The following is a 21,667-nucleotide window of genomic DNA, read 5'->3' on the forward strand; positions in this document are numbered from 1 at the left end:
CTCGTGAGGAGCTCAGAATCCGTTTCCGAGGACTTCGTCGACGGCACGTCGGGGGCTCGGCGTCACCAGCCCGGTGGGATAGCCGAACCGCATGACGGCCTGTGGAAAACCGGGAAGTTCCAGATCTTCGGTCAAGGCCGAGCGGACTTCGGGCAGGTGCAAGGGCTGGGTCAGGACCGAACCGGCCAGGCCGTCGTCGACCGCCTCGAGCCAGGTGTCCTGGAGCGCGTGTCCCGCGTGCAAGTGGTCGAACCGGCCGTCATCGACGGTGAGGAAGACGAGCAAGGTCTCACCGGCGAGGCGACGCTGAAGGACTCGGCGATCGGGCAGCGCCGTCCCTGGACGGACCAGTCCCGCCCAGGGGAGCGATCCGGCGGGAAGCGTGCTCGCGGCCAGTCCGACGCCATGGCGGTGGTACTGCTCGTCGTGGATGGTCCAGAGGGCCAGTTCGCGCTGGTACGCCAGATCGTGCTGATAAGCCTCGGCGGCGAATTCGAGCAGGTCGGCGACTCGGGAGAGTTCCAGCTCGTCGTGGATGAGCCTGGCTTCGACGCCGCTCTCGGCCGCGGCGGCGATCAGGTCGCCGATCTTCTCCCGCGAGACTCTCCGTCCGGAGAAGGGGTGGCGGTAGCTTCCTCGCCGGGCTATCGCCGAGTAGCGGTGCAGGTCGACGTCGGACGGCGCCGAGCGCCCCGTGGTCTCGATCGCGGCGACGATGTCCGGCTCACCGGCCTCCGGGAACATCCGGGTGGCCGGGTCGTAGCCGAGCACCCGGACCGCCAGCTCGACATTGGCGAGGGCGGCGCCGCACGAGATGAGCCGGTCACGGCCCCGGGGGTCGTGTTCGGGCAACGCCAGGTCGCGGCGCTCACGCAGGAGAAGCCGGTCTCCGTCGAGGTCCAGTCGCCACGGCTGGGTGTTGTGCACGGAGGGCGCCCGCAGCAACGTCCTCGCCAGTACCTCGGTCTCGGCCCTCGTCCACCCGTTCGCCATGTGCCCCGTCCTCGGTCGTCACTCGATCGGCTTCCACGGTGCCCCTGTCTCGCGAGGAGCAGCAGGTACCGACGGCACCGATCACCGGGACCAAATACCCGGGAGGGTGGCCGCTAGGGCCCAAGGTCCCGGTTCGTTGGGACGTCTAGGTGGCTGTCACAGCCGGAGTACGCGGGTACCGTCGGTGGAGAAGCCGGGACCCCGCAGGAGGAACGAAAGATGGCGACCAAGGTGTTCCTCGTGGACGACCACGAGATCGTCCGGCGAGGGCTGGCGGATCTGCTCGGGAACGAACCCGACATCGAAATCGCCGGCGAAGCCGCCTCCGTCTCCGAAGCACTCGCCCGCATCCCGCAAAGCGACGCGGACATCGCGGTGCTCGATGTGCGGCTCCCCGACGGAACCGGCATCGAACTCTGCCGGGATCTGCTGTCCACCGAGCCGGACCTACGCTGCCTGATGCTCACCTCGTACGCCGACGACGAGGCGCTGTTCACCGCCATCATGGCCGGCGCGTCCGGGTTCGTCCTCAAGCAGGTCCTCGGGAACGACCTGGTTTCGGCGATCCGCACCATCGCGAGTGGTGGCTCGCTGCTCGACAGCCGGACCACCGCCGCGCTGATGAACCGCATCCGGCGCGAACGCGACCAGAACGATCCGACCGCCACCCTCTCCGAGCAGGAACGAACCGTGTTCGATCTGATCGGCGAAGGGCTGACCAACCGCGAGATCGGTGAGCGGATGTTCCTCGCCGAAAAGACCGTGAAGAACTACGTATCCCGGATCCTCGCCAAGCTCGGCATCCAGCGCCGGACTCAGGCCGCGGTCCTCGCGACCGAACTCAAGCGGACCGCGACGCCCCCGGTGTTCGGCGACCGCTAGGGACGGCCCGAGTGGTCGTGAGTGGCAATGATCGTTCTAACCCTCTTTACCACTCACGACCTCCTGCACCGCAGGACACTAGGTCAGCGGAACGCGCCAGAGCACTCTGGCACCGCCACCGTCACGGTCTCCGAATTCGGCTTCGCCGCCGCACCGCTCCGCCCGGTCGGCGAGGTTCGCCAGCCCACTTCGCCGTCCCGCCTGCGGTATCCCGATGCCGTTGTCGGCGACCTCGATGATCAGCTCGCGGTCGGCCTCGACGCTGATCGTGATCTCGTCGGCGCCGGAATGCCGGACGGCGTTGCTCAGCGCCTCGCGGACCACCGCCTCGGCATGCTCGTGCAGGGTCTGCGGCACGAGCGTGTCGACCGCCCCGGCGATCCGGACGGACGGGGTGAGCGTGCTCTCGGTCGTCAACTCCGTGACGGCGTCGAGCAGCCGGCGGCGCAGGCTCTTCGAGGCGTCCGAGCCCGAGGTGTGCAGGTCGAAGATCGACGTCCTGATCTCACGGACCGTGCGATCCAGTTGCTCCACCGCCTGCGTGACCCTGTCCCGCGCGAACACGTCCGGCACCCGGGGCACGATGCTCTGCAGGCTCATCCCGGTGGCGAACATCCGCTGGATGACGTGATCGTGCAGATCCTGCGCGATCCGGTCCCGATCGGCGAGCACATCCAACAGCCGCTGGTTGCGCTGCTTCTCGCCGAACTCCAGCGCGACCGCGGCCTGATCGGCGAAAGACGACAGCATCGGGAGCTGATCGGCCTTGTACTGCGGGGAACCCTTGTCCCGTCCCGCGACGAGCACCCCTCCGACGCCGGAAGTGCTGTTCAACGGGATCACCGCGGCCGGCCCGAGCCCCTCCAAAACGGGCTCGGCCTGCTGGCGGGAGACCGTACCCAGGTCGGGGACGAGACTGGGCTGACCGGAACCGAGCACCTGGTCGATGGCCGGATGCCCGCCGGCCATCGACGTACCCTCCAGCACGGTCATCCGCTCCCCCGCGGAGACGCTCACCGTCAGCGGTTGCCCGGTCTCAGTGGCGAGCAGGATCAGCACCTGGTCGGCCGCGGCGAGTTCGCGAACCCTGGTGGCGATCAGGTTCAGCGTGTCGGTGACCGAGGCTCCGCCCAGGAGTTCCCCGTTGACCTCCGCGACTGCTTCGAGCCACCGCTCCCGCGTCCGGGAGCGTTCGAACAGCCGGGCGTTGTCGATGGCGACACCGGCCGCCGCGGCCAAGGCCTGCAGGACGACCTCGTCATCGGCGGTGAATTCGGCGGCACCCCGCTTTTCCGTCAGGTACAGGTTGCCGAAGACCTCGTCCCGGACGCGGACCGGGACACCGAGGAAGCTGTGCATCGGCGGATGGTTCGCCGGGAACCCCACCGAGGCGGGATGCAGGGTCAGATCCGGGACCCGGACGGGATGGGGCTCCGCGATGAGCAACCCGAGCAGACCCCGGCCTTCGGGCAAGTGGCCCATATGGGAGCGGGTCTCCGCGTCGATCCCCTCGTAGACGAACTCCGAGAGCCCGTCCTCGTCACCGAGCACGCCGAGCGCGCCGTAGCGGGCGTCGACCAGCTCGACCGCCGCCTGCACGATGCGCTGCAGGGTCGAGTCGAGCTCCAGCCCGGTGGCCACGGCCAGGACAGCGTCGAGCAGGCCCTGGAGCCGGTCTCGGGTCTTGACGATCTCCGACAGCCGCTCTTGGACCTCGTGCAGCAGTTCGTCGAGCCGAAGCCCGGTCAAGACCGCCGCGCTCGGTGGCGTCTCGTCGGCCGAACCTCGATCCGGAGGCATCAGATTGCTCCTCATGGGTCGGCATGACGACACGTCTCAGTCGTCCGATCGGCTCCAGCGTTTCACCACTGGCCGCTCCTGCCAAGTCGCGCGGCCGTCAGAACGGGAGATGATCGTCCAGATGCCACACGATCTCACTGGGTCGGCGGCGGGCAGCGTGCCGAACCGGCCCGTCCGGATAGCCGAGCCGCATGATGAGCTGGGGGTGCCCCGGCAGGTTCAGTTCCGTGGTCATCCGCTTCCGAACGGCTTCCTCGTGCAGCAGCTGGGTCAGCACCGATGCGGCCAGCCCTCCGTCGACGGCCGCGAGCCACGAGCGCTGCATGGCCACGCCCGTCGCGACGTGGCCGGCACGATCGTCCTCCTTCGCCCAGAAGATCAAGATGTTCTCCGCGGCCAGTCTCCGCGCGAGGGTCCGGGCGTCCGGGATCAGGCTGGTCCGGCGGACCAGCCCCGCCCACGGAAGGCCCGCCTTGTCGTAGCCGGGCCGGACCAGACCGTCACCGACACCGTCGGGCCGCCACTCCCCTGTCCACTCCTCGAGTTCTCGCTGGAGTCCCTCGCGGCTCTGAATCGTTCGAGCAGCCTGTTCGAGCAATACCGAGAGGACGTCTTTGTCACCGGCGCGCAGAACCCGGCAGCCGACACCACGCGGCGGCCGTCCGATGACCGGTGCGAGCAGCGAGGGCGCGACCGGGATCTCGGCGAACGGACGACGGTGGCTCCGCCTGCGCGAGATGGCGGCATACGCGTGCAGGTCGCTGTCGGAAGGCGGTTCGCGGCCGGAGGGCGTGACGACAGCGACCAGTGCCCCCTGTCCGGCGAACATCTCCACCTCGGTGGACCACCCCAGCACCCGGACGGCCAACACGAGGTTCTCCAGGGCCGCGCCGCAGGAAATGAGCCGGTCGCGACCGGTGGGGTCCTGCTCGGGAAGAAAGAGATCGGTCCGCTCGCTCAGTTCCGCGCGCAGCTCGGGCAGGGCGAGCGACCACGGCTGGATGTTGTGCACGGACGGCGCGCGGAGGACGGCCCGCGCCAGGACCTCGATCTCGCCGTCGGACCACATTCGCTCATCGCGGGGGTTCGGCATACGCCTTCTTCCTCTCACGGAACGCGTCGACGACGCTGGGCAATGTCGGGTACAGCGAGCCCGGACCGATGAGCCCGAGAAGGCCGGCGGCTTCGAGATCTTCGCGCAGCTCCTGTTTCACCCTGGCGAGCGCGAACGTGATCCCGCGTCGTCGCAGCTCCTCGCAGAGCCCGCGCAAGGCGTCGGCCGCGGTGATGTCGAGTTCGACGTTGGCTTCGGCGTTGAGGACGAACCACTCGACCTCCGTCCCGTCGTCCAGTGCGGCGAGGGCCCGCCGCCGGAAGTCGTCGGCGTTGGCGAAACACAAGGGCGCGTCGTAGCGATAGATCACCAGGCCCGGCTCGGTCGTCGCGTGCGGATAGTCGCCGACATCGTGCATGCCGGGTACGCCCGGAACGAACCCGAGTACCGCACCGTGCGGCCGCGCCAGCCTGCGCAGCAGATCCAAAATGGACAATCCGACGGCGGCAAGCACCCCGTACAGGACACCCATCGCGACGACGGCGAGCAAGGTCGACACCGCCAAGATGAACTCGCTCCGGCGGAACCGTGCGATGCGCCGGAATTCCCGGGGATCGATCAGCTTCAACGCCGCGTAGACGACTATCGCCGCCAAGGCCGTCTTGGGGAAGCCGGCCAGCAACGGTCCCGCGAAAAGAATCGTCAGCACGACGGTCGCGAGCGCGGCAAGGGAGTACAGCTGGGTCCGGGCACCCATCGCGGAGGCCAGAGCGGTTCGGCTGCCGCTCGAACTGACCGGGAACCCGTGCAGAAGTCCCGACGAGAGATTCGACGCGGCCAGCGCCCGCAACTCGCGAGTGGAATCGACCTGTTCGCCTTGCCTGCCCGCGAAAGCGCGAGCCGTCAGAACATTGTCGGAGAAGCCGACGAGGGCGATCCCCAGCGCGGGCAGCAGCAGGTTCACCAGATCCGCACCGTTCACCACGGGGACCCCGGGCACCGGCAGTGCGTCCGGGACCGGCCCGATCACCCTGATCCCCTTCTCCGTCAAGGAAAAGACAGTGACGACGGCGGTCGCCACCAGGATGACGGCCAACGGCCCGGGAAAGCGTGGAAGCCAGTGCTGCACCGCCAGCAGGCCGGCCAGCACGAGACCACCGAGGATCAAGGTCGGCCAGTGCGGGTGCGCGATGTTCACGAGGAACGAGCCGAATTCCGCGAGCATCCCCTCGCCCGTGACGGGGACGCCGGTCAGCTTGCCCAGCTGGCTCACGATCATCAGCACCGCGATCCCGGCCATGTAGCCGGTCAGTACCGGTTTCGACAGCAGTTCCGCCAGCACGCCGAGCCGGGCCATGCCTCCCAGCAGGCATAAGCTGCCGACCACGAGCGCGAGCATCGCCGCGAGCGCTCCGTAGCGGGCGGGATCCCCCGCGGCGAGCGGGCCGAGCGCGACGGCAGTCATCAAGGCGGTCGTCGATTCCGGACCCACCGAAAGCAGCTTTGACGAGCCCAGTGCCGCGTAGGCCGCCAAGGGACCGATCACGGCCCACAGCCCGGCCTCCGGGGGCAGCCCCGCGACCTCCGCGTACGCCATCACCTGCGGCACCAGATACGCGGCGACCGTCACCCCCGCCAGCAGATCACCCCGTAGCCAAGAACGCCGATAACGTACGAAGAAATGCTTCATCGATGCCTCCGGCGAACCGCCGAGTACAGCGAAGGCGGCAAGCGGGCGAACAACTTCCCCTCCTGGGGCAGGGAGCTTTCCTCGTCGAGGAAGCGCAGTACCGGCTCCGCCGACGATCGGTCGAACAAGGCCGCGAAGACCCGTTCGAGCTGAGCCGGGTCCCGTGCCACGACGTCGAGGAGCGTGGCGTCGAACAGCAGGTGCCGCGCCTTGGGCTTGGGCAGGTCGAAGGGATGTCCTTGGCACGCCAAGGACTCCGCGATCGCGGCGCTGTCGGCCTGGATGCGCTGGAAGGCGTAGCCGGTCGACGCCTTGACCAGCCCGGCTTTCGTCCCGATGGCGAGGATCGAGCCGCGCCTGCGGTCGACGGCCGAAGCGGACAGCGGCAAGGAAGCCGATTCCTCACGGGTGACCGCGTATTCCCGCACACCGAGAATCGTGGTGAGGTACTCGCGCAAAGCGGTTCGTTGTTCCTTGGGACGCGCCACCCCTCGTGTGTGTGGCGGCGCGAAGGACGTGTACTCGACCAAGGCTGCCCGCGGACCTCGCGGCAAGACGTAGACGAAGCTCGCGGCGCGGTTCTGGGAGGTACGGAAGTCGAAGAAGGTGGGTACGGCCGAGTCGAACGCCGGTTCGGCCGTGCGCACGTGCCAGCCGCGGAAGATCAGCCAGCCGTCCACGCGGGCCGGGCCAGGCCGGTGAACGCTGTCGAAGACCCAGTCGGCGCTCAGTGCTTCACCGTCCACAATGGCTTCCGCGCCGTGACCCGCCTGCCGGATGTCGGTGATCCGGCCGCGGCGGAAGACGACGTCACCGCGTCTCGCCGCGGCCTTGCCGACCGCCGCCGCCAGATCGTCGCCACGGACGAAGCGGTACTTGTACCGACCGAGACCGACGACCCGGCTACGCCCGGCCGCGTGCACGTGGAACCTGTCGAACGTACGCGAAACCGCTTCATCGAGGAGTCCTGGCCCGGCGGACCAGGACGCCCAGCCCGCGGTCGCGAGCGGCCGGCGACCGTCGTCCACGACGACGATCGGCCCCAAGGGTTCCGACCGCGCCACCAGATGGGCGGCGAGGCTGAGGCCGCTGAGTCCTCCGCCGGCGATGAGGATCGTCATCGATCGAGTGAACGGCTCCACGGGCCCGCGCGCCAGTGACCAGAGGCGCACCCGAGGTCCCGGGAATCCGGGACCAACGGCACCGGACCGCGTATCCGCCGGCCGCTTAGCGTTGCCGTGCAGGGCTGTTGCGAGCGGAAAGAGCCGATGATGAACCGAACCCTCCGGCTGACCGGGCCGATCGTCGTCGGCGCCGACGGATCCGCCGGCGCCCGTGCCGCCGCCACGTGGGGTGTGCAGGCCGCCGACCGGCACGAGACGTCCCTGGAACTGTGGCACGCGCTCGGGATACCGGACTACTACCTCGGCAGCGTTCCGCCGTCGGACGAACTCCTGCGCAAGGTCAAGAACCGCGGAGAGACGATCCTTCATGAAGCTGCGGACACCGTGGGGCGCGCGTACGGCCCCGTCGTCCGGACTCACCTCTCCGACGACTCCGCGGCCCCAGCGCTGATCGAGGCCTCCGGCATCGCCCGCCTGATCGTCCTCGGTGCCACCGAGCACAACCGCTTCACCGCGCTGTTCGGCGGATCGGTGACGACCACGCTCGCCGGGCACTCGCACTGCCCCGTCGTGTCGGTACGGGGCCACACTTGGGATCTGCCCACGGCGTGGAGACAACCCGTCGTGGTCGGCGTCGACGGAAGCCCCGCCGCCGGAACCGCGATCGCCGCCGCCTTCGACGAGGCTTGCGCCCGGGGAGCCGATCTGGTCGCCGTGCACGCCTGGGAGGACGTCTCGGCCTCCCGCTCCTTCGGTGACCCCGCGGGCAACTACGGCTGGGACGCCTTCACGGAATCCGCTCGGCGAATGCTCGCCGAGCAGGTGTCGAAGTTCCGCGACGGCTATCCCGACGTCGAGGTGCACCAGGTGGTCGTGCACGACGAACCTCGCCAGGAACTGCTGCGCTGGAGCGGCAAAGCGCAGCTGATCGTGGTCGGCGACCGGGGCCGCGGCGGGTTCCGCGGTCTCCTGCTCGGCTCGACCGCGCAAAGCCTGATCCACCACGCCGCCTGCCCGGTGCTGATCGCCCGCACCGTGGCTTCCTGACAGCGAAGGAGCGCCCCATGTGCACCACCGTTTCCGAAGTCATGACCACCGACCCGATCACGGTCGCACCCGACACCGGCTACAAGCAGATCTCCGCGTTGCTGGCGAAGCAGCGGATCAGCGCGGTGCCCGTCGTGGACCACTCCGGCACACCGGTCGGCGTGGTCTCCGAGGCCGATCTCCTGGCTCGGCTCCGCGGACCACGGCCCGTCTTGCTCGCCGGTCACCACGCCAGGGACGAGTCGCGCAAAGCGAAGGCCTTGCTCGCCAAGGACCTGATGACCGCGCCCGTGGTGACGATCGAAGCCGGCGCCTCACTTTCCGCCGCTGCCGTCAGACTGATCAAAAAGGACGTACGACGGCTGTTCGTCGTCGCGAACGGGAAACTCGTCGGTGTCGTTTCGCGCCGGGATCTGCTGTCCATGTTCCGGCGTCCCGACGAGGAGATCCGTGGCGAAATCGAACGCGACATCCTCGCCGGCACTCTGTGGGTGGCACCCGGACAGGCGTCCGTCACGGTCGCCGACGGCGTGGTGACGCTTCTCGGCAGGCTGGACAACCGCGGCGCGGTCGAACGCGCGGGCGCCCTGTCGAGCGAAGTCCCCGGCGTGGTCGATGTCCGGAACCGGCTCGACTTCGTCTGGGACGACGACGTCATCCGGCCCGCTTCTCTCGGCATCTGAACCGCGGGACCTTCGGCCCGCTCTCGAAGGAATCGAGGCGGACCTAAGGGCCGCTTCGCCCGGGGCGTCCGCCTCTCCTGTGTCTCGGACAAGCCGAGCACGATGTGAGTACAGGCAGCAACCCGCGGATCGGAAGCGAGGACCCTCCCATGTCGGCCACGAACAACCAACAGGAACCGACTCCCCTCGCCCGCTATGCGGACCTCAAGGACCGACGGCTCGCGCTCACGCTGTCGCGTGAAGACCTCGAGGAAGAGCACGACCGTGATCCCCTGGAGCGGATCACCTGCCGGACCCATCGCCGCTGGCTGCACCAGTGCGTGTCCTCGCCGCTGCACGTCATCATCGTGACCGGCCACCGCTGGTGCCGCGCCTGCTCTCTAGCGCTTTCCGTCGCGGTCGACGAACTCGCCGGAGACGTCACCTTCTCCTGTCCGGGCTGTGGGCGGGCGGCGCCGACCAGGGCCACCCGTCAGCTGATCCGAGCATGCCGGGCGAGTCTTGCCGCGGCGCATGACGATGGCCTCGTGTACCCGGGCCTTTCGGCCCCAGAGCCGCGTGCCGTGTCGTAACACACTCGAATCGACCTTGAACCACCGATCAGAGGAGAGTTCCATGACCACCACCGAAAGCGGGCATCGACGCAGCGTTCCCGCCGAACATCCGGAAGTCCATGATGGACGGTCACGGGGTGCCGCGAGTCTCGCCGTGCTCCGCGTCGCCACCGGTTTGCTTTTCCTGTGGGCGTTCTTCGACAAGACCTTCGGTCTCGGTTATGCCACTGCTTCCGGCAACGCCTGGGTCAACGGCGGTTCGCCGACGAAGGGCTTCTTGAGCCGGGTCGACGTCGGCCCGTTCGCCGAAACTCTCCGCTCCTGGGGCGGCACCTGGTGGGCGGACTGGTTGTTCATGGCGGGCCTGCTCGGCATCGGGCTCGCGGTCACCGTGGGCGTGGGACTGCGGCTCTCCGCCGTCACCGGCAGCGTGATGATGCTGCTGATGTGGATCGCCGAGTGGCCGCCCGCCCGGACGAACGGCGCGGGCGAGCCGACCATGTCGACCAACCCGATCATCGAATACCACGTGATCTACGCGCTGGTGCTCATCGCGCTGGCCGCGACGGCCGCCGGGAACACCTGGGGGCTGGGAAAGCAGTGGCGGCGGCTGTCCTTCGTGGACCGTAACCACTGGCTTCGATGACCTCTCCGAACACCCGTCCCGGCACCGTCGACCCGGTGCCGGGACTTCGTTCGCTCACAGCCGGCGAAGATGGTGATCGGTCCATGGCCGCTGCCGGACGAGGATCCGGACGGCGCCCGCGGTGGCCCCGTCGCGCGACACGAGTACCGGGTCGAGGTCCACGTCGACGACCTCCGGCACCAGCTCCATGATCCGGTCGGTCCGCAGGAGCAACTCCGAGAGCGCGGCACGGTCGAGGGCGTTGCTCCCACCGAACAACGCCTTGCTCGCCCGCAGGCTGCCGACCAGAGAGTCGGCGGTGGTAGTGCTGAGCGGCCCGAGAGCGGTTGACCGGTCGTCGAGCAAGGCGCCATCGATACCGCCGAGCCCCAGGACGACGACCGGTCCGAACACGTCGTCGGCCTGGCCGCGGATCAGCAGCTCGCGATCACCGAACCGGCGCCTGGTCACCCGGATCCCGAAACAGGCGAGCAGATCCTCACTGTCCTTCCGGGACAGCCACCCACCGTCCGGATGCGCGGCGAGGTACTCACCCACCAGCCGGGTCGCCGTCGCGAGATCGATACCGGCGAGATCAGGCCTGCCACCCTCCCCTGCCTCGAGCCAGCGGCTTCGCTCGGACAACTTCGCCAAGACGGCCGCAGCTTCCTCGACATCGGCGTAGCAGGGAATCCCGCGGTGCGGGGCGACCGACTCCAGCTGGCCGAGCCGCACGGCGAGGACGGTCTTGTTCTCCGGCACCGCGACCAGCCCGGCCAGCGGATCGCCGACACCGGTGGGTACGCCGGCGGCGATCACCGCGTCCACTCCTTCGTCGGCCAAGACCTCGGCGACACAAGAGGCGAAGGTGTCGGCCGTGACGGCGGCGCTCGTGTCGAGCGGGTTGCCCACGCTCGCGTGCTCGGGCAACAGCCGCCGGAGCGCGTCCTGAGTCCGCCGGTTCAGTTCGGGCAGGAGCAGGCCATTGCGAACGCAGGCCTCCGCACCCAGGACCGCGGCACCGCCCGCGTTGCTCACGACGACCACCCGTGAACCGGATGGCAACGGCTGCCACGAGAGCGCGGCGAGCAGTCCGAGGACTTCGGTCACCGTGTCGACGACAAGGACACCCGCCTGGCCGAACAACGCGAGTTTGGTCGCGGCCGGAACCGCTCGCGCGGCCGTGTGCGCCGCCGCGGCCCGCTGCGCCGCCGCGGTGGCGGCCCCGCGGATCGCCACGACCGGCTTCTCCCTGGCGAGAGCCCGCGCCAGCCTGCTGAACTTCCTCGGATTGCCGAAGGATTCCAAGTACAGCACGGCGATGTCGGTTTCCCCGTCACCGCGCCACCACCGCAGGAGATCATTGCCGCTCACGTCGTACTTGTCGCCGGTGGAGACCAAAGTGGACAGACCGAGCCCCAGCCCGGCCAGCGCGTCCATCAGCGCGATCCCGAAACCGCCGGACTGGGTCACCACCCCGACGCGGCCTCGCCGAACTGCCCGGAGAGCGAACGTGGTGTCGAGACAGGCCGACGGAGAGGTGTTAGCCACGCCGAAGCAATTGGGGCCGACCAGGCGAATCCCGTACCTGGCGACAAGTTCGCGGACACGGTGCTCCAGCGGTGTCCCGGTCAGTCCCGCCGTGACGAGCACGATCGATCGCACGCCGGCGCGCCCGCAGTCTTCGACGACGTCGGGGACCGACTCCGCGCGGACACAGATCACCGCCTGTTCGACCACGGCGTTCAGGGAAGATACCGAAGGGACACAGGGGACGCCGAGGATCTCCGTGGCGTTCGGGTTCACGGCGTATGCGTCTCCGGTATAGCCGGCGCCAAGAAGGTTACGCAGGATCGCCCTGCCCACCGAGTCTTCACGCCTGCCCGCCCCCACGACGGCCACCGAGGCCGGGGCCAGCACCGTCCGGAGGCTCGCCACATCGGCGAGCCGTTCCCGCTCCTCGATCCGCTCCAGGTACCGGTCGGGCTCGCCGAGTTCGATCTCGACGTCGAGCTCCGGCCCTCCCCGTCCGATGACGTACGGGAGGCCGAGGTCGGAGAACACCTTGATCATCCGGGTGTTCTCCGCGAGCACCAGGGCGACGAAACGGTGGATGCCCTGTGCCAAGGCCAAGGACACGAGATGTTCGAGCAGCAGAGTGCCGACCCCGTGTGCCTGGGCCGCGTGGTCGACGACCAGCGCGACTTCGGCCGCGTCGTCCGCGGAGCCCGGGCGGTAGTGGGCGATCCCGATGAGTTCGTCCCCTCGGAACGCTCCGATACCCGGACCTTCGATCGCCAACCGGCTCAGCAGATCCAACCTCCCAGGATGGGCGGTGAAGAAGCGCAGATAGCGGTCGCGCTCGTCCAGCCGCTGGTGCAGGTTCAGGACGGCGTCGAAGTCCTCCGCACGCAACCGGCGGACGGTGACCATGTCGCCGTCCGCCAGCAGGGCGCTCGTCCCGGTCGTCACGTCGACGCCGGATTCCGGGTGTCCAGTACGACGGCGACCACGCCCGGCACCGTGCGGGCGAGCGCGTCGAGCACCCGCCGTTCGGCTTCGTCCCGGAACTCACCGGCGATGCTCACGTAGCCGCCGTCGACCTTGACCGTCCACTTCGGACGATGTCCGGCGTAGTCACTGATCAGGCCGTGCACCTGTGCGGCGATCGCGTCGTCGGGCCGGACGAGCGGACGGAGCAGATCACGCCTGCTCACCACACCGACCAGGACGCCCTCCTCGACGACCGGCAGGCACCGCAGCCGGTCGGCCAGCATCCGCCTGCCCACCTCCGCGACCTCGGTCGACGGCGAGATCACCTCCACCGGGGTGGACATCAACGCACCGACCGTGATCCCGTCACCGCCTGCCCGGATTCCCCGCAGCGCGTCGAATTCGGTGAAGGTCCCCAGGACCCGGCCTTCGTCGTCGACGACCGGCAGGCCGGCGAAACCCTTCTCGGTCAGCACCGCCACCGCCTCGCGAAGTGATGTCGCGGGAGTGGTCGCCACCGCCGGACTGGACATGATCTCCGAAGCACGCATCGGATCCTCCTTGTATTCGTTCGTCAAACGCGGTTCCGCAGGAACGCCCCGCACGCGTCGAAGAGGTCTTCCGGCGGGCTAGCCGTGACCCGGTGTTCGAAACCTGGTGGGACGACGGGGACGCCCGTGCCGCCCGTCGTGGTCATCACGACCGGGACCCGCGCCCGGAGTGCGCACACCACACCGAATTCGCGTGCGGTCAGGCCGGCCTCGGTACCGCGGACGTCGACGGCGAGATCCGGCCGATCCTCCTCGTCCAGCGGGCAGGTCCCGCCGGACGCGAGAGCCCGGCACACTCCGGACCGGACATGGCACGAGCTGACCCGGCAGCCCAGGTCCCGCAGCGCGGCCGCGACCTCACGCGACTCGTCGAAGCCCGCCTCTGTCAGCAGGATTCTCATCTTCTTCTCCGTTCAGGCGGTGGGCCGGTCTTGGGCCATCCGTTGCCATTCGCGCGCCCACTCGGCGGCACGGCCGCGGGCGAGCGCCGCCCGGCACATCAGGAAGATCCCCGTGACCAAAGTGAGCCAGCCCACCCACAGCCCCGCGCCGACACCGATGCCACGGCTGAGGGCGTCATCGGCGGTGGCGGGCGCGTCGACGGGATGCCCGCTCGCGTCGAGCCAGATCCGCACTTCGTTCCCGGTCGCCAACCCGGCGTCGACGGTCACCACGCCTTCACGGATCAGCCCACCGGGCGCGGTCCATCGGGCGGTCGCTTCGACCTTCTCGTCCATGGGCACTCCGTCGAGGCGCACTTGGACGGGCGGAGCGTCGGCGAGCAGTACGGCGGTCGCCTCCTGACGGTTCGCCACCTGCTCCGCCGCCCGTTCCCTACCTTCGGCGTAGGCCGCTGAACCCGCGGCCGCGGCGAAGGGGATCGCCAGCAGCGCCAGCAGGACGGCACCGATCACCAGCGCGGCTTCGAGCCGGTCCGACCACCGGACGAGCGGATTTCGCGTGTACCAGAGTCCGGGCAGCGCTCTCATGGCTTTCTCCTGTGTCCGGGTTTGCTCAGAGGATCGGGCCGGGCTCGTACGCAACAGAGGTCAGCAGCCGGCCGAGCCTGCTTTCCGGAGCCGTGGCGGGCGGCGGGATCACCACCACCGGGCAGGTCGCGTGCCGCAGCGCCGTCTTGCACACCGAGCCGACCAGCAGTTCACGGAGCTTGCCCGTGCCGTGGCTGCCCAGCACGAGCAGCGAAGCGCCTTTCGATCGCTCCACGAGCGTTTCGCCGGGGTCTCCCTGCGGAACGTCATAGGTGACATCGAGCCCCTCGTGAGCATCGAGGACTTTGGCGGTCGCGGCTTTCAGCGCCTTCAAATGGACGTCTCTCGCCTCCGCCACGGTCCGGCCGGCCGACGCGTCGTCCAGCATCTCGTCGTGGACCCAAACGGTGACCACCCGCAAGGCCGCGCCCTGCCTGACCGCCTGATCGGCCGCCCAGCGCACCGCCGCGGCAGAACCCGCCGAACCGTCCATGCCGACGACGATCCGGTTCTCCGTCGCACTGTCAGTCATGACGTTCTTCCCTTCTGTGCCGGTGTTCTCCGAGGTTCTTCGACCACGACGACCGCCTGGGGGAAGCCGGGAACACCGTCGATGCCGACGAGCGCCCCACGGAGCGCGGGCGCATCGAAAGGCTCGGTGAACGCGGTGGCGTCCAGGCCGTACTCGGTGGCCGCGAGCAACAACCGCTGTGCGGCCACGCCTGCCCGGACGAGCTGTTCCCGGCTTTCCGTCACGGTGGCGACGAGGAAGGCGACCCAGGAGGCTTCCGGAGTCGCTTTCCTCCTGATCTGCCCGCCTACCTTGGGCAGCTGACGGACCTGAGAAGGCGTGAGCACCCGGACCCGGATGCCGTCGCCCTCGTTCGCCTCGGCGATCTCCCGCCCCCACGCCGCCACCGAGGACGGAGCCGGCCTGGTCGGTCGCCCGGGCAGTGCGGCGAAACGGGCGAAATCGTCCGCCGCGGGGCGGATCCGCCGCAGCGATCTGAGCCTGGCGACCCGGTCCAGGGCGAGCACATCACAGGTCAGATCGATGACCGGCGACCAGCCCAGAATTGTGATCGCACAGTCGAGATTCGCCACCACCGCCCCGCAGACGATCAATCGCGCACGCCCACCCCGGTCCCGTACTCCGAGCAGGTTCGTGACTCGTTCGTACAAGTCGAGTGAGTCGTCATGGACCGACAGCGTCCACACATCGTCGATCCATCGCCTCGCTACCTGGCGCGCGGCCGCCACGAGGATCCGTTTCTCCTCAGTCGACCAGACATGCGCCGGGATCCCGGTGAGAGAAGCAGTCATGGCTGCTCCTCCTCGCTCCGGTCGCGGGTGACCGCTTCGATCGGGCGCCGTGGCGTCTTCACGCCCGGACAGCCGTAACCGAGCCTGAACACGGTCTGGGGGTGACCGGCGCCACCGAGCAGGTCACGCAGTTCGTCACGGATGGCGGGGATCTCGATCGGCTGGGAAGAGAACGAGGCGCTCAGCCCGGCGTCCGTGGCGGTGAGCAGGACCCGCTGCATCGCGCATCCCGCGCGGACCTGGGAGATCGGCGCGTCGTTCGGCATCGTCAGCACCGCGACGAGCGGGTCCTGCTCGAAGACGCGAGGAGCGCCGTCCTCGTTGACGTACCGCCCCGGGAGCAGCCCACCCGCGGAGCGAGGCCCGCCCGCGGAGGCGGGAACACCGTCGTCCTCACTGGTTTGCCTGGTCCATGCCTGGAGTTCTCGCTGGAAAGCCGCGTCAAGGTGCTGGATGTGGTCGGCGCGGCGAATGAGCCCCGCGGTCGCCTCCAGCAGCCCGGCCTCGTCGAGCAGGACCAGCCGCGCTCCCTCCTCACGGGCCGCCTCGCGCACGGCGGTCCGCAGGCGGAGCGGCACCGGCTCGTCCGTGAAGGGGCGGCGGTTGCTGTAGCGCCGCGGAATCGCCGCGGCGAGATGGCGTTCGGTCGTGGTGGGACGGTGACGGGGACCCAGCGTGACCCGCGCCAGCAAGGAAGGCCTCGCCCGTTCGGGCGCCAGCTCGACTTCGCTGATTCGGCCCGCGGCGGCGATGGCGAGCCGCAGGTTCAGCAACGCCGCGCCACAGGCCAATCGCGCCTCCCGCGCTTCCGGATCGCAGGCACCGAGAATCCGGCTTTCGTCGAGCACCACGTCGATCGTGTCCGGCCCCAGCTCGAAGATCCACGGCTGGGTGTTGTGCGGCGACGGCGCGCGCACCGCGGCGCGCAGCGCGTCCGCGACGACGGGCGAACGAGTGAGGACCATCCTGCTACACCTGCCTTTCGACGATCTCAGCGTCTCGCGTGGTGGACGGGGACGGCAGTGGCCGTGGGCCCGGTGTTCCGGGACCTTCGGCACCGTTAGTGGGGCGCGAACTCGCGCCATTCCTCCTGCCACCGCGCCCATCGGGCCCGGTCGAGCAGGAACCGGCCGCAGCGCTGGCCTGCCAGCACGACTATGGTGAAGGCGAGCCAAAGGCCCACTCCCGTGCCGACACCGAGAAGACGGGCGTCGAGGACGGTGGTGGGCGCGTCGACCGCGTTCCCGGCCCCGTCGAGCCAGACCGGCACCTTCGTGCCGGCCAGGGTCCCTCGCGTCGCTTGGACATCGCCGACTCGGGTGCCCCCGTCACGCGTGACCCAAGTGGCCTCCGCGGGCGAGGTGTCTTGCACGGCACCCGCCCGGCCCCCGATGGCGATGGGCGCGCCGTCTTCGAGAAGGGTCGCTTCCGTGCGGTATCTGGTGGCCTGCTCGGTCGCCGCCTGTTCGGAACGGGCCGCGAAGACACCGGAAGCCACCGCAGCGGCGACCGGCAGGGCGACGACCACGAGAACAATCGCGAGAAGCACCGTGAACGCCTCGATGCGGTCTTCGCGGCGAGCAAGCGGGTTTCGCCCTGGACGCACCAGACGCCAGGCGCGCGACCAGTGAGACGACGTGTTCATGACCTGGACCTCCGCTGCGGATCGCCGGGAATGTGCCGTAACCATCACGCGGCGATACCGCCCCGCAGGAGAGGCGACGGTCCCGCCCAGCCGGGACCTCCAGCCGTATTCCCGGACCACCCGCCGGATCGAGACTGGCTGCATGCGAGTACGTGATGTCATGACCACCCCGGTGGTCGCGGTGACCCCGGCGGCCACGATCGGCGAAGCGATCGCCGTGCTGACCGGCAAGGGAATCACCTCGCTACCGGTCGTCGGCGACACCGGCGAACTGCTCGGAGTGCTGCTCGAAGAGGACCTGCTCCGGGCGCGTTACCTTCCCGACGGTGACCCGGACAGCGGCGTCATGCTCAGCGGTCACACCAAAGTGAGCACGCTGATGCGGCGGCACGCGGCCGGTGCCCATCCCGATGGCGATCTGACCGAACTGACGGCGAAGATGCTGGAGCGACGGCTCCGGTCCGTCCCGGTCCTCGAACACGGCCACGTGATCGGCGTCATCACCTGGCAGGACCTGCTCCGTGCCGGGCCATCCGCACAAAGGAATGAGCCATGAACACGAATCCCGGCAACACCCGCCACCTGCTCGTCGGCGCCGACGGCTCTGCCGAAAGCGAAGAAGCGATCCGATGGGCCATCACCGAAGCCGCCGCCGTCGGTGACGACGTCGAAGTCCTGATGGTTCTTCCGAGGGAAGAACTCCTTCCCGGCACATCGTTCGCCCTCCAGCCCCACGGCAGGGTTCCGGTGCGGAAGAACTACTCGCTCGACGACGCGGTCGCCCGGATCCAGAGCGAGCTTCAAGCGGACGTCGAGGTGAAAACCTCGCTCAGGCAAGGAAATCCGACGTCGGAACTGCTCGCGGCGGCACACGAAGCAGACCTTCTCGTGCTGGGCACTGGGACGAAGAGCGCGGTCGGGAGGCTCGTCTTCGGCAGTGTTTCCACGGCGTGCGTCAGGCACGCGACGTGTCCCATCGTGCTGGTGTCGCCGCAGGCGATCCACCGGTTCAGCCCGACCGCTTCCTGAAATTCGACCGTGCTCGCATGCGAGCACGGTCCCGACGAATCGAGGCGTCCTGACATGATACGAAGACCCACGTCCACGGCAGCCGTACTGTCTTCGATCGCGCTCTGCCTCGCCGCATCGGCGGGGCCCGTCTTCGCCAGCGAAACTGCCCCGACCGCGTCGGCGACTTCCCCAGGCGCAGAGACCACGGCTCCCGCAACGACATCCCCTCCGAAGACCACCCCGGCTACTCCGGTGAAGATCACGCCGACGTCGTCGCAACCCGCACCGGTTCCGTCGAAAACCACATCGACAGCGTCCCGGGCGACCACGACGAAACCGGCGGCTTCCACATCGTCGAGCACCCGGTCCAGCGCCCCGACGACGACAGCTCCGCGGCCCGCTGTGCCTGCTCTTCCGGACCTGCGACTGACGGTGTGGTTCGACGAATCCTCATACCTCTCCACTGAGCTGATCACGGTGCACGCCAGGGTCACCAACAGTGGGAAGGCGTCCGCGAGCCGGGTGATCGTGAGTTCCACCGGCAACCTGTCCACCACCTGGTGGACGCCGCTCTCCCCACCTGGCGTGCCGATCGAACCGGGGCAGACCGTGGTCGGGACCGCCGACGGCTACGTGACCACCACATCCGGCCCGGTGACCCTCACGGTCACAGCCACTCTGCTCGGTGACGAAGAGGACGCCGACCCGGCGGACAACACCGTCACCGCGTCCGTCCCGGTCACGCACCTCAGCGGCAGCTACCGCGGAACGGTCTACGGCGACCGCGACGGAAACGGGACGATGGATCCCGGCGAGGCGCTGGCCGGGGTCAAGGTGTACACCTCAGGTGGCACTCCGAACGTCGGCCGGAGCACGACCACCGATACCCAGGGACGTTTCGCCTTCCGCGATCTGCCGGCGGGCCGCTACTGGACATCGCTCGAGAGCGCCGAGTGGTATCTGGTGGGGCCGAACGTCGAAGTGGACGGTGTCGACGACCCCGACGTGGTGGTCCGCGGCACGGCTTCGGCCGCCAAATGGCTGTCCGTGTCGATGGCGTTCACCCGGGAGACGTACCGAAAGAACGACGTCGCGCACTTGACTGTGACGCTGGCCAACAAGGGCCCGGCGGTGATCACGAACGCGACCGCCCATTGCTGGACCTCCGGTTCAGCCGAACTCGCGACCGGGGAGCTGTCTCCCGGCGGGCCGGGTGTAACTGTCCCGGCCAGAGCCAAGCGAGTCCACGTCATGACGGTCCGGATCACGGACGAGGCCGCTGCCGTAGGCCACCTGCGCGTCACGTGTGCCATCGGTGCGCCGCCGTTCCTCAACGGACCACCGGCTGTCAGGGCGACGGCGAGGATCCCTGGCGGCATGGCCCCGCGTGTCGACGGCTATTTGGGGCGTTTTCTGTGGAAGCCACAACTCGGCCTCCCCTACAGCGATCCTCTGCCCGGGGTGAAGGTCTACCTGCGGAACCAGGCCACCGGTGCTGTCGTCGCCCGGGCGGTGACCGGCAGCAGCGGTGGCTTCACATTCCGGAACGTGCCGGCCGGTCTGTACGACTTCGGGATCGTGGGACCGTGGACGATGGTGTATTCCGATCCGGAGTTCGTCGTCCGTGACGGAGAGAACGGACCCGGCGACAATCCCTATCGCCACCTCTACTTCGTCGTCCCCGGCCCGTACCAGCCCGATCCGGACCCCGTGCCGCCGTCCAAGAGCCCGCAGGTCGCCATGCCCGGCCCAGGGCCGACGCAGCCCCGGCTCTCGGCCCCGCACACGCCCGCGCCCGGCTTGGCCACCACAGGCGTGGGGGTCACCTGGCTCGCGTTGGGCGGCATGGTCACGATGATGGCGGGCGCGGCGCTGGTACTCGGCGCGCACCGCCGCCGATTCCGGTAGGACCGAAGTCCGTGAAGGCCTCCTTGAGAGACCCTGGGTCTCTCAAGGAGGCCTTCACGGACTTGTCATACGTGTTCCACCGAGAGCACCGCCTCGGCGTCCCGTGCCAGTTCGACGTCCTCACCTGTTCCCATGGCGAAGACGGTCACCGGGGCGCCGTCCGGGCTGAGCACCCGGTCGCCGTCACCGAGACAGCGAACCGGATCGACGGTGATCCCGAAGACGCCCAGCCGCGCGGCCAGTCGCGCGATCAGCTCGGGTTGATGCTCGGTGACCCCACCGGTGAACACGACGCCGTCGATCCGGTCGAGGCTCGCCGCCATCGCGCCGATCTCGCGGCGGATCCGGTGCAGATAGACGGCGACGGCCGAAGTCGCTTCGGGATCACCCGCCGCTTCGCGTGCCAGGACGGCTCGAAGGTCCCCGTCCGTCCCGCTCATCCCGGCGAGACCGGACCGGTGATACAGCGCGTCTTCCATCTCGTCGACCGACATCGGCGCGGTTCGCATGACGTGCAGCACCAGACCGGGATCCACCGAACCGGACCTCGTCGCCATCGCCGGCCCTTCCAGCGGAGTGAAGCCCATACTCGTGTCCATGCTCCGGCCACCGCGGATCGCGGTCACCGAAACACCGGCACCGAGGTGGCAGCACAGGAGCCGTGGCTCGCCGTCGCTCAACAGTTCCGCCACCCGGCGTGCCGCGTGACGACAGGAAAGGCCGTGGAAACCGTAGCGACGCAAGCGCCCTTGACTGGTCCATTCCCTTGGTAGCGCGTACCTCGACGCTTCTCCGGGAAGGTAGGAATGGAAGGCCGTGTCGAACGACGCGACCAGGGGCAGGCCAGGGCGCAGCCGGAATACCTCCCGTGCGAGGCGGACGGCCTGCGGCTGGTGAAGCGGCGCGAACGGGTTGAGCTTTTCGAGCGCGTCCACGACTTCCTGGGTGAGCCGGACCGGACCGGTCCTGGAGCCCCCGTGCACGAACCTGATCGCCACTGTGTCCACTGTGGACCACCGATCGAGAGCCTGCCGCGCGGCGCCGGGGGCGTCGTCCAGGCCGATGGCGGCCCATCCGACCGGCGTGCCGTCGACCACCAAGGACGATTTGAGACTCGAAGAGCCGGGATTCAATGTCAGGACACGCATGAAGACTCCTTCGGGCACAGGGCCGGGGGGGGGCGCGCCGGGGGGGGGGCGCCCCCCCCCCCCCGGCAGGGGGGCCCCAGACCCCCACCAACAAGTAGGGCGTGTGGCGCGGCGGGTGGGGGGCCGCGGAGGTATAAAAAAAAAAAA

The 21,667-nt window shown here is 69.0% G+C and carries 22 protein-coding genes; 8 read left to right on the top strand and 14 right to left on the bottom strand.

Annotation, left to right across the window (positions count from 1 at the left end):
* Positions 1 to 12 precede the first annotated feature (12 nt).
* Positions 13 to 993 (bottom strand): Acg family FMN-binding oxidoreductase, encoded by a 981-nt coding sequence (locus ACFWIW_RS24270; RefSeq protein WP_378370522.1) that lies wholly within the window; start codon positions 991 to 993, stop codon positions 13 to 15.
* A gap of 219 nt (positions 994 to 1,212) precedes the next feature.
* On the opposite strand from ACFWIW_RS24270, the gene ACFWIW_RS24275 reads away from it, so the two are divergent.
* The gene (locus tag ACFWIW_RS24275) at positions 1,213 to 1,875 is read left to right on the top strand and encodes a response regulator (protein ID WP_378370523.1); all 663 of its coding nucleotides are present in this window, start codon (positions 1,213 to 1,215) and stop codon (positions 1,873 to 1,875) included.
* A 78-nt stretch (positions 1,876 to 1,953) separates the two neighbouring features.
* On the opposite strand, the gene ACFWIW_RS24280 is transcribed toward ACFWIW_RS24275, so the two are convergent.
* The 4 genes from ACFWIW_RS24280 to ACFWIW_RS24295 all read right to left on the bottom strand — a co-directional run bounded on the left by ACFWIW_RS24280 (position 1,954) and on the right by ACFWIW_RS24295 (position 7,540).
* Positions 1,954 to 3,675, bottom strand: coding sequence for a GAF domain-containing protein (locus ACFWIW_RS24280; RefSeq protein ID WP_378370524.1), 1,722 nt, complete (start codon positions 3,673 to 3,675; stop codon positions 1,954 to 1,956).
* A 97-nt stretch (positions 3,676 to 3,772) separates the two neighbouring features.
* Positions 3,773 to 4,768 (bottom strand): Acg family FMN-binding oxidoreductase, encoded by a 996-nt coding sequence (locus ACFWIW_RS24285; RefSeq protein WP_378370525.1) that lies wholly within the window; start codon positions 4,766 to 4,768, stop codon positions 3,773 to 3,775.
* Positions 4,749 to 6,419, bottom strand: a complete 1,671-nt coding sequence (locus ACFWIW_RS24290) for a SulP family inorganic anion transporter (protein WP_378370526.1) — start codon at positions 6,417 to 6,419, stop codon at positions 4,749 to 4,751. Before ACFWIW_RS24290 ends, ACFWIW_RS24285 begins: the two co-directional genes overlap by 20 nt.
* The gene (locus ACFWIW_RS24295) at positions 6,416 to 7,540 is read right to left on the bottom strand and encodes a lycopene cyclase family protein (protein ID WP_378370527.1); all 1,125 of its coding nucleotides are present in this window, start codon (positions 7,538 to 7,540) and stop codon (positions 6,416 to 6,418) included. The genes ACFWIW_RS24290 and ACFWIW_RS24295 overlap by 4 nt, the downstream gene beginning before the upstream one ends.
* A gap of 150 nt (positions 7,541 to 7,690) precedes the next feature.
* Here ACFWIW_RS24295 and ACFWIW_RS24300 point away from each other — a divergent pair, with 150 nt between their 5' ends.
* The 4 genes from ACFWIW_RS24300 to ACFWIW_RS24315 all read left to right on the top strand — a co-directional run bounded on the left by ACFWIW_RS24300 (position 7,691) and on the right by ACFWIW_RS24315 (position 10,473).
* Entirely contained in the window at positions 7,691 to 8,590 is a 900-nt protein-coding gene (locus tag ACFWIW_RS24300; RefSeq protein WP_378370528.1) for a universal stress protein, read from the top strand.
* 17 nt (positions 8,591 to 8,607) lie between these two features.
* The gene (locus ACFWIW_RS24305) at positions 8,608 to 9,273 is read left to right on the top strand and encodes a CBS domain-containing protein (RefSeq protein ID WP_378370529.1); all 666 of its coding nucleotides are present in this window, start codon (positions 8,608 to 8,610) and stop codon (positions 9,271 to 9,273) included.
* A gap of 149 nt (positions 9,274 to 9,422) precedes the next feature.
* Entirely contained in the window at positions 9,423 to 9,845 is a 423-nt protein-coding gene (locus ACFWIW_RS24310; protein WP_378370530.1) for a hypothetical protein, read from the top strand.
* Positions 9,846 to 9,888: 43 nt separating this feature from the next.
* Entirely contained in the window at positions 9,889 to 10,473 is a 585-nt protein-coding gene (locus ACFWIW_RS24315) for a hypothetical protein (RefSeq protein WP_378370531.1), read from the top strand.
* A 54-nt stretch (positions 10,474 to 10,527) separates the two neighbouring features.
* Here ACFWIW_RS24315 and ACFWIW_RS24320 read toward each other — a convergent pair whose 3' ends face one another.
* The 8 genes from ACFWIW_RS24320 to ACFWIW_RS24355 form a co-directional block, all read right to left on the bottom strand.
* Positions 10,528 to 12,924 carry a GNAT family N-acetyltransferase gene (locus ACFWIW_RS24320; protein ID WP_378370532.1) on the bottom strand — a complete coding sequence of 799 codons (2,397 nt, stop codon included), beginning with the start codon at positions 12,922 to 12,924 and terminating at the stop codon, positions 10,528 to 10,530.
* Positions 12,921 to 13,496, bottom strand: a complete 576-nt coding sequence (locus ACFWIW_RS24325) for a CBS domain-containing protein (RefSeq protein ID WP_378370533.1) — start codon at positions 13,494 to 13,496, stop codon at positions 12,921 to 12,923. Before ACFWIW_RS24325 ends, ACFWIW_RS24320 begins: the two co-directional genes overlap by 4 nt.
* A 23-nt stretch (positions 13,497 to 13,519) precedes the next feature.
* The gene (locus tag ACFWIW_RS24330) at positions 13,520 to 13,897 is read right to left on the bottom strand and encodes a hypothetical protein (RefSeq protein WP_378370534.1); all 378 of its coding nucleotides are present in this window, start codon (positions 13,895 to 13,897) and stop codon (positions 13,520 to 13,522) included.
* 12 nt (positions 13,898 to 13,909) lie between these two features.
* On the bottom strand, positions 13,910 to 14,485 hold the full coding sequence (locus ACFWIW_RS24335) for a hypothetical protein (RefSeq protein ID WP_378370535.1): 576 nt from the start codon (positions 14,483 to 14,485) through the stop codon (positions 13,910 to 13,912).
* 25 nt (positions 14,486 to 14,510) lie between these two features.
* Entirely contained in the window at positions 14,511 to 15,017 is a 507-nt protein-coding gene (locus ACFWIW_RS24340; RefSeq protein WP_378370536.1) for a universal stress protein, read from the bottom strand.
* Entirely contained in the window at positions 15,014 to 15,808 is a 795-nt protein-coding gene (locus tag ACFWIW_RS24345; protein WP_378370537.1) for a hypothetical protein, read from the bottom strand. Before ACFWIW_RS24345 ends, ACFWIW_RS24340 begins: the two co-directional genes overlap by 4 nt.
* A complete protein-coding gene (locus ACFWIW_RS24350; RefSeq protein WP_378370538.1) occupies positions 15,805 to 16,773 on the bottom strand; it encodes an Acg family FMN-binding oxidoreductase in 969 nt (322 codons plus the stop codon). The genes ACFWIW_RS24345 and ACFWIW_RS24350 overlap by 4 nt, the downstream gene beginning before the upstream one ends.
* Before the next feature lie 95 nt (positions 16,774 to 16,868).
* A complete protein-coding gene (locus ACFWIW_RS24355; protein ID WP_378370539.1) occupies positions 16,869 to 17,453 on the bottom strand; it encodes a hypothetical protein in 585 nt (194 codons plus the stop codon).
* Positions 17,454 to 17,595: 142 nt separating this feature from the next.
* Here ACFWIW_RS24355 and ACFWIW_RS24360 point away from each other — a divergent pair, with 142 nt between their 5' ends.
* The 3 genes from ACFWIW_RS24360 (at position 17,596) to ACFWIW_RS24370 (ending at position 20,372) form a co-directional block, all read left to right on the top strand.
* Entirely contained in the window at positions 17,596 to 18,009 is a 414-nt protein-coding gene (locus ACFWIW_RS24360) for an HPP family protein (protein WP_378370540.1), read from the top strand.
* Complete coding sequence (locus ACFWIW_RS24365) at positions 18,006 to 18,482, top strand: universal stress protein (RefSeq protein ID WP_378370541.1); 477 nt, start codon at positions 18,006 to 18,008, stop codon at positions 18,480 to 18,482. The genes ACFWIW_RS24360 and ACFWIW_RS24365 overlap by 4 nt, the downstream gene beginning before the upstream one ends.
* Positions 18,483 to 18,866: 384 nt before the next feature.
* Positions 18,867 to 20,372 (top strand): SdrD B-like domain-containing protein, encoded by a 1,506-nt coding sequence (locus ACFWIW_RS24370; RefSeq protein ID WP_378370542.1) that lies wholly within the window; start codon positions 18,867 to 18,869, stop codon positions 20,370 to 20,372.
* 65 nt (positions 20,373 to 20,437) lie between these two features.
* Here the strand turns inward: ACFWIW_RS24370 and ACFWIW_RS24375 are convergent, their stop codons facing one another.
* Positions 20,438 to 21,520 (bottom strand): acetate/propionate family kinase, encoded by a 1,083-nt coding sequence (locus ACFWIW_RS24375; protein ID WP_378370543.1) that lies wholly within the window; start codon positions 21,518 to 21,520, stop codon positions 20,438 to 20,440.
* Positions 21,521 to 21,667 lie beyond the last annotated feature (147 nt).

This window comes from Amycolatopsis sp. NPDC058340 (assembly GCF_042723975.1).
Lineage (GTDB): Bacteria > Actinomycetota > Actinomycetes > Mycobacteriales > Pseudonocardiaceae > Amycolatopsis.

Excerpts from the sequence above, each read along its gene's own strand:
- ACFWIW_RS24270 (WP_378370522.1), bottom strand. The coding sequence starts at position 993 with ATGGCGAACGGGTGGACGAGGGCCGAGACCGAGGTACTGGCGAGGACG.
- ACFWIW_RS24275 (WP_378370523.1), top strand. The coding sequence starts at position 1,213 with ATGGCGACCAAGGTGTTCCTCGTGGACGACCACGAGATCGTCCGGCGA.
- ACFWIW_RS24280 (WP_378370524.1), bottom strand. The coding sequence starts at position 3,675 with ATGCCTCCGGATCGAGGTTCGGCCGACGAGACGCCACCGAGCGCGGCG.
- ACFWIW_RS24285 (WP_378370525.1), bottom strand. The coding sequence starts at position 4,768 with ATGCCGAACCCCCGCGATGAGCGAATGTGGTCCGACGGCGAGATCGAG.
- ACFWIW_RS24290 (WP_378370526.1), bottom strand. The coding sequence starts at position 6,419 with ATGAAGCATTTCTTCGTACGTTATCGGCGTTCTTGGCTACGGGGTGAT.
- ACFWIW_RS24295 (WP_378370527.1), bottom strand. The coding sequence starts at position 7,540 with ATGACGATCCTCATCGCCGGCGGAGGACTCAGCGGCCTCAGCCTCGCC.
- ACFWIW_RS24300 (WP_378370528.1), top strand. The coding sequence starts at position 7,691 with ATGAACCGAACCCTCCGGCTGACCGGGCCGATCGTCGTCGGCGCCGAC.
- ACFWIW_RS24305 (WP_378370529.1), top strand. The coding sequence starts at position 8,608 with ATGTGCACCACCGTTTCCGAAGTCATGACCACCGACCCGATCACGGTC.
- ACFWIW_RS24310 (WP_378370530.1), top strand. The coding sequence starts at position 9,423 with ATGTCGGCCACGAACAACCAACAGGAACCGACTCCCCTCGCCCGCTAT.
- ACFWIW_RS24315 (WP_378370531.1), top strand. The coding sequence starts at position 9,889 with ATGACCACCACCGAAAGCGGGCATCGACGCAGCGTTCCCGCCGAACAT.
- ACFWIW_RS24325 (WP_378370533.1), bottom strand. The coding sequence starts at position 13,496 with ATGCGTGCTTCGGAGATCATGTCCAGTCCGGCGGTGGCGACCACTCCC.
- ACFWIW_RS24330 (WP_378370534.1), bottom strand. The coding sequence starts at position 13,897 with ATGAGAATCCTGCTGACAGAGGCGGGCTTCGACGAGTCGCGTGAGGTC.
- ACFWIW_RS24335 (WP_378370535.1), bottom strand. The coding sequence starts at position 14,485 with ATGAGAGCGCTGCCCGGACTCTGGTACACGCGAAATCCGCTCGTCCGG.
- ACFWIW_RS24340 (WP_378370536.1), bottom strand. The coding sequence starts at position 15,017 with ATGACTGACAGTGCGACGGAGAACCGGATCGTCGTCGGCATGGACGGT.
- ACFWIW_RS24345 (WP_378370537.1), bottom strand. The coding sequence starts at position 15,808 with ATGACTGCTTCTCTCACCGGGATCCCGGCGCATGTCTGGTCGACTGAG.
- ACFWIW_RS24350 (WP_378370538.1), bottom strand. The coding sequence starts at position 16,773 with ATGGTCCTCACTCGTTCGCCCGTCGTCGCGGACGCGCTGCGCGCCGCG.
- ACFWIW_RS24355 (WP_378370539.1), bottom strand. The coding sequence starts at position 17,453 with ATGAACACGTCGTCTCACTGGTCGCGCGCCTGGCGTCTGGTGCGTCCA.
- ACFWIW_RS24360 (WP_378370540.1), top strand. The coding sequence starts at position 17,596 with ATGCGAGTACGTGATGTCATGACCACCCCGGTGGTCGCGGTGACCCCG.
- ACFWIW_RS24365 (WP_378370541.1), top strand. The coding sequence starts at position 18,006 with ATGAACACGAATCCCGGCAACACCCGCCACCTGCTCGTCGGCGCCGAC.
- ACFWIW_RS24375 (WP_378370543.1), bottom strand. The coding sequence starts at position 21,520 with ATGCGTGTCCTGACATTGAATCCCGGCTCTTCGAGTCTCAAATCGTCC.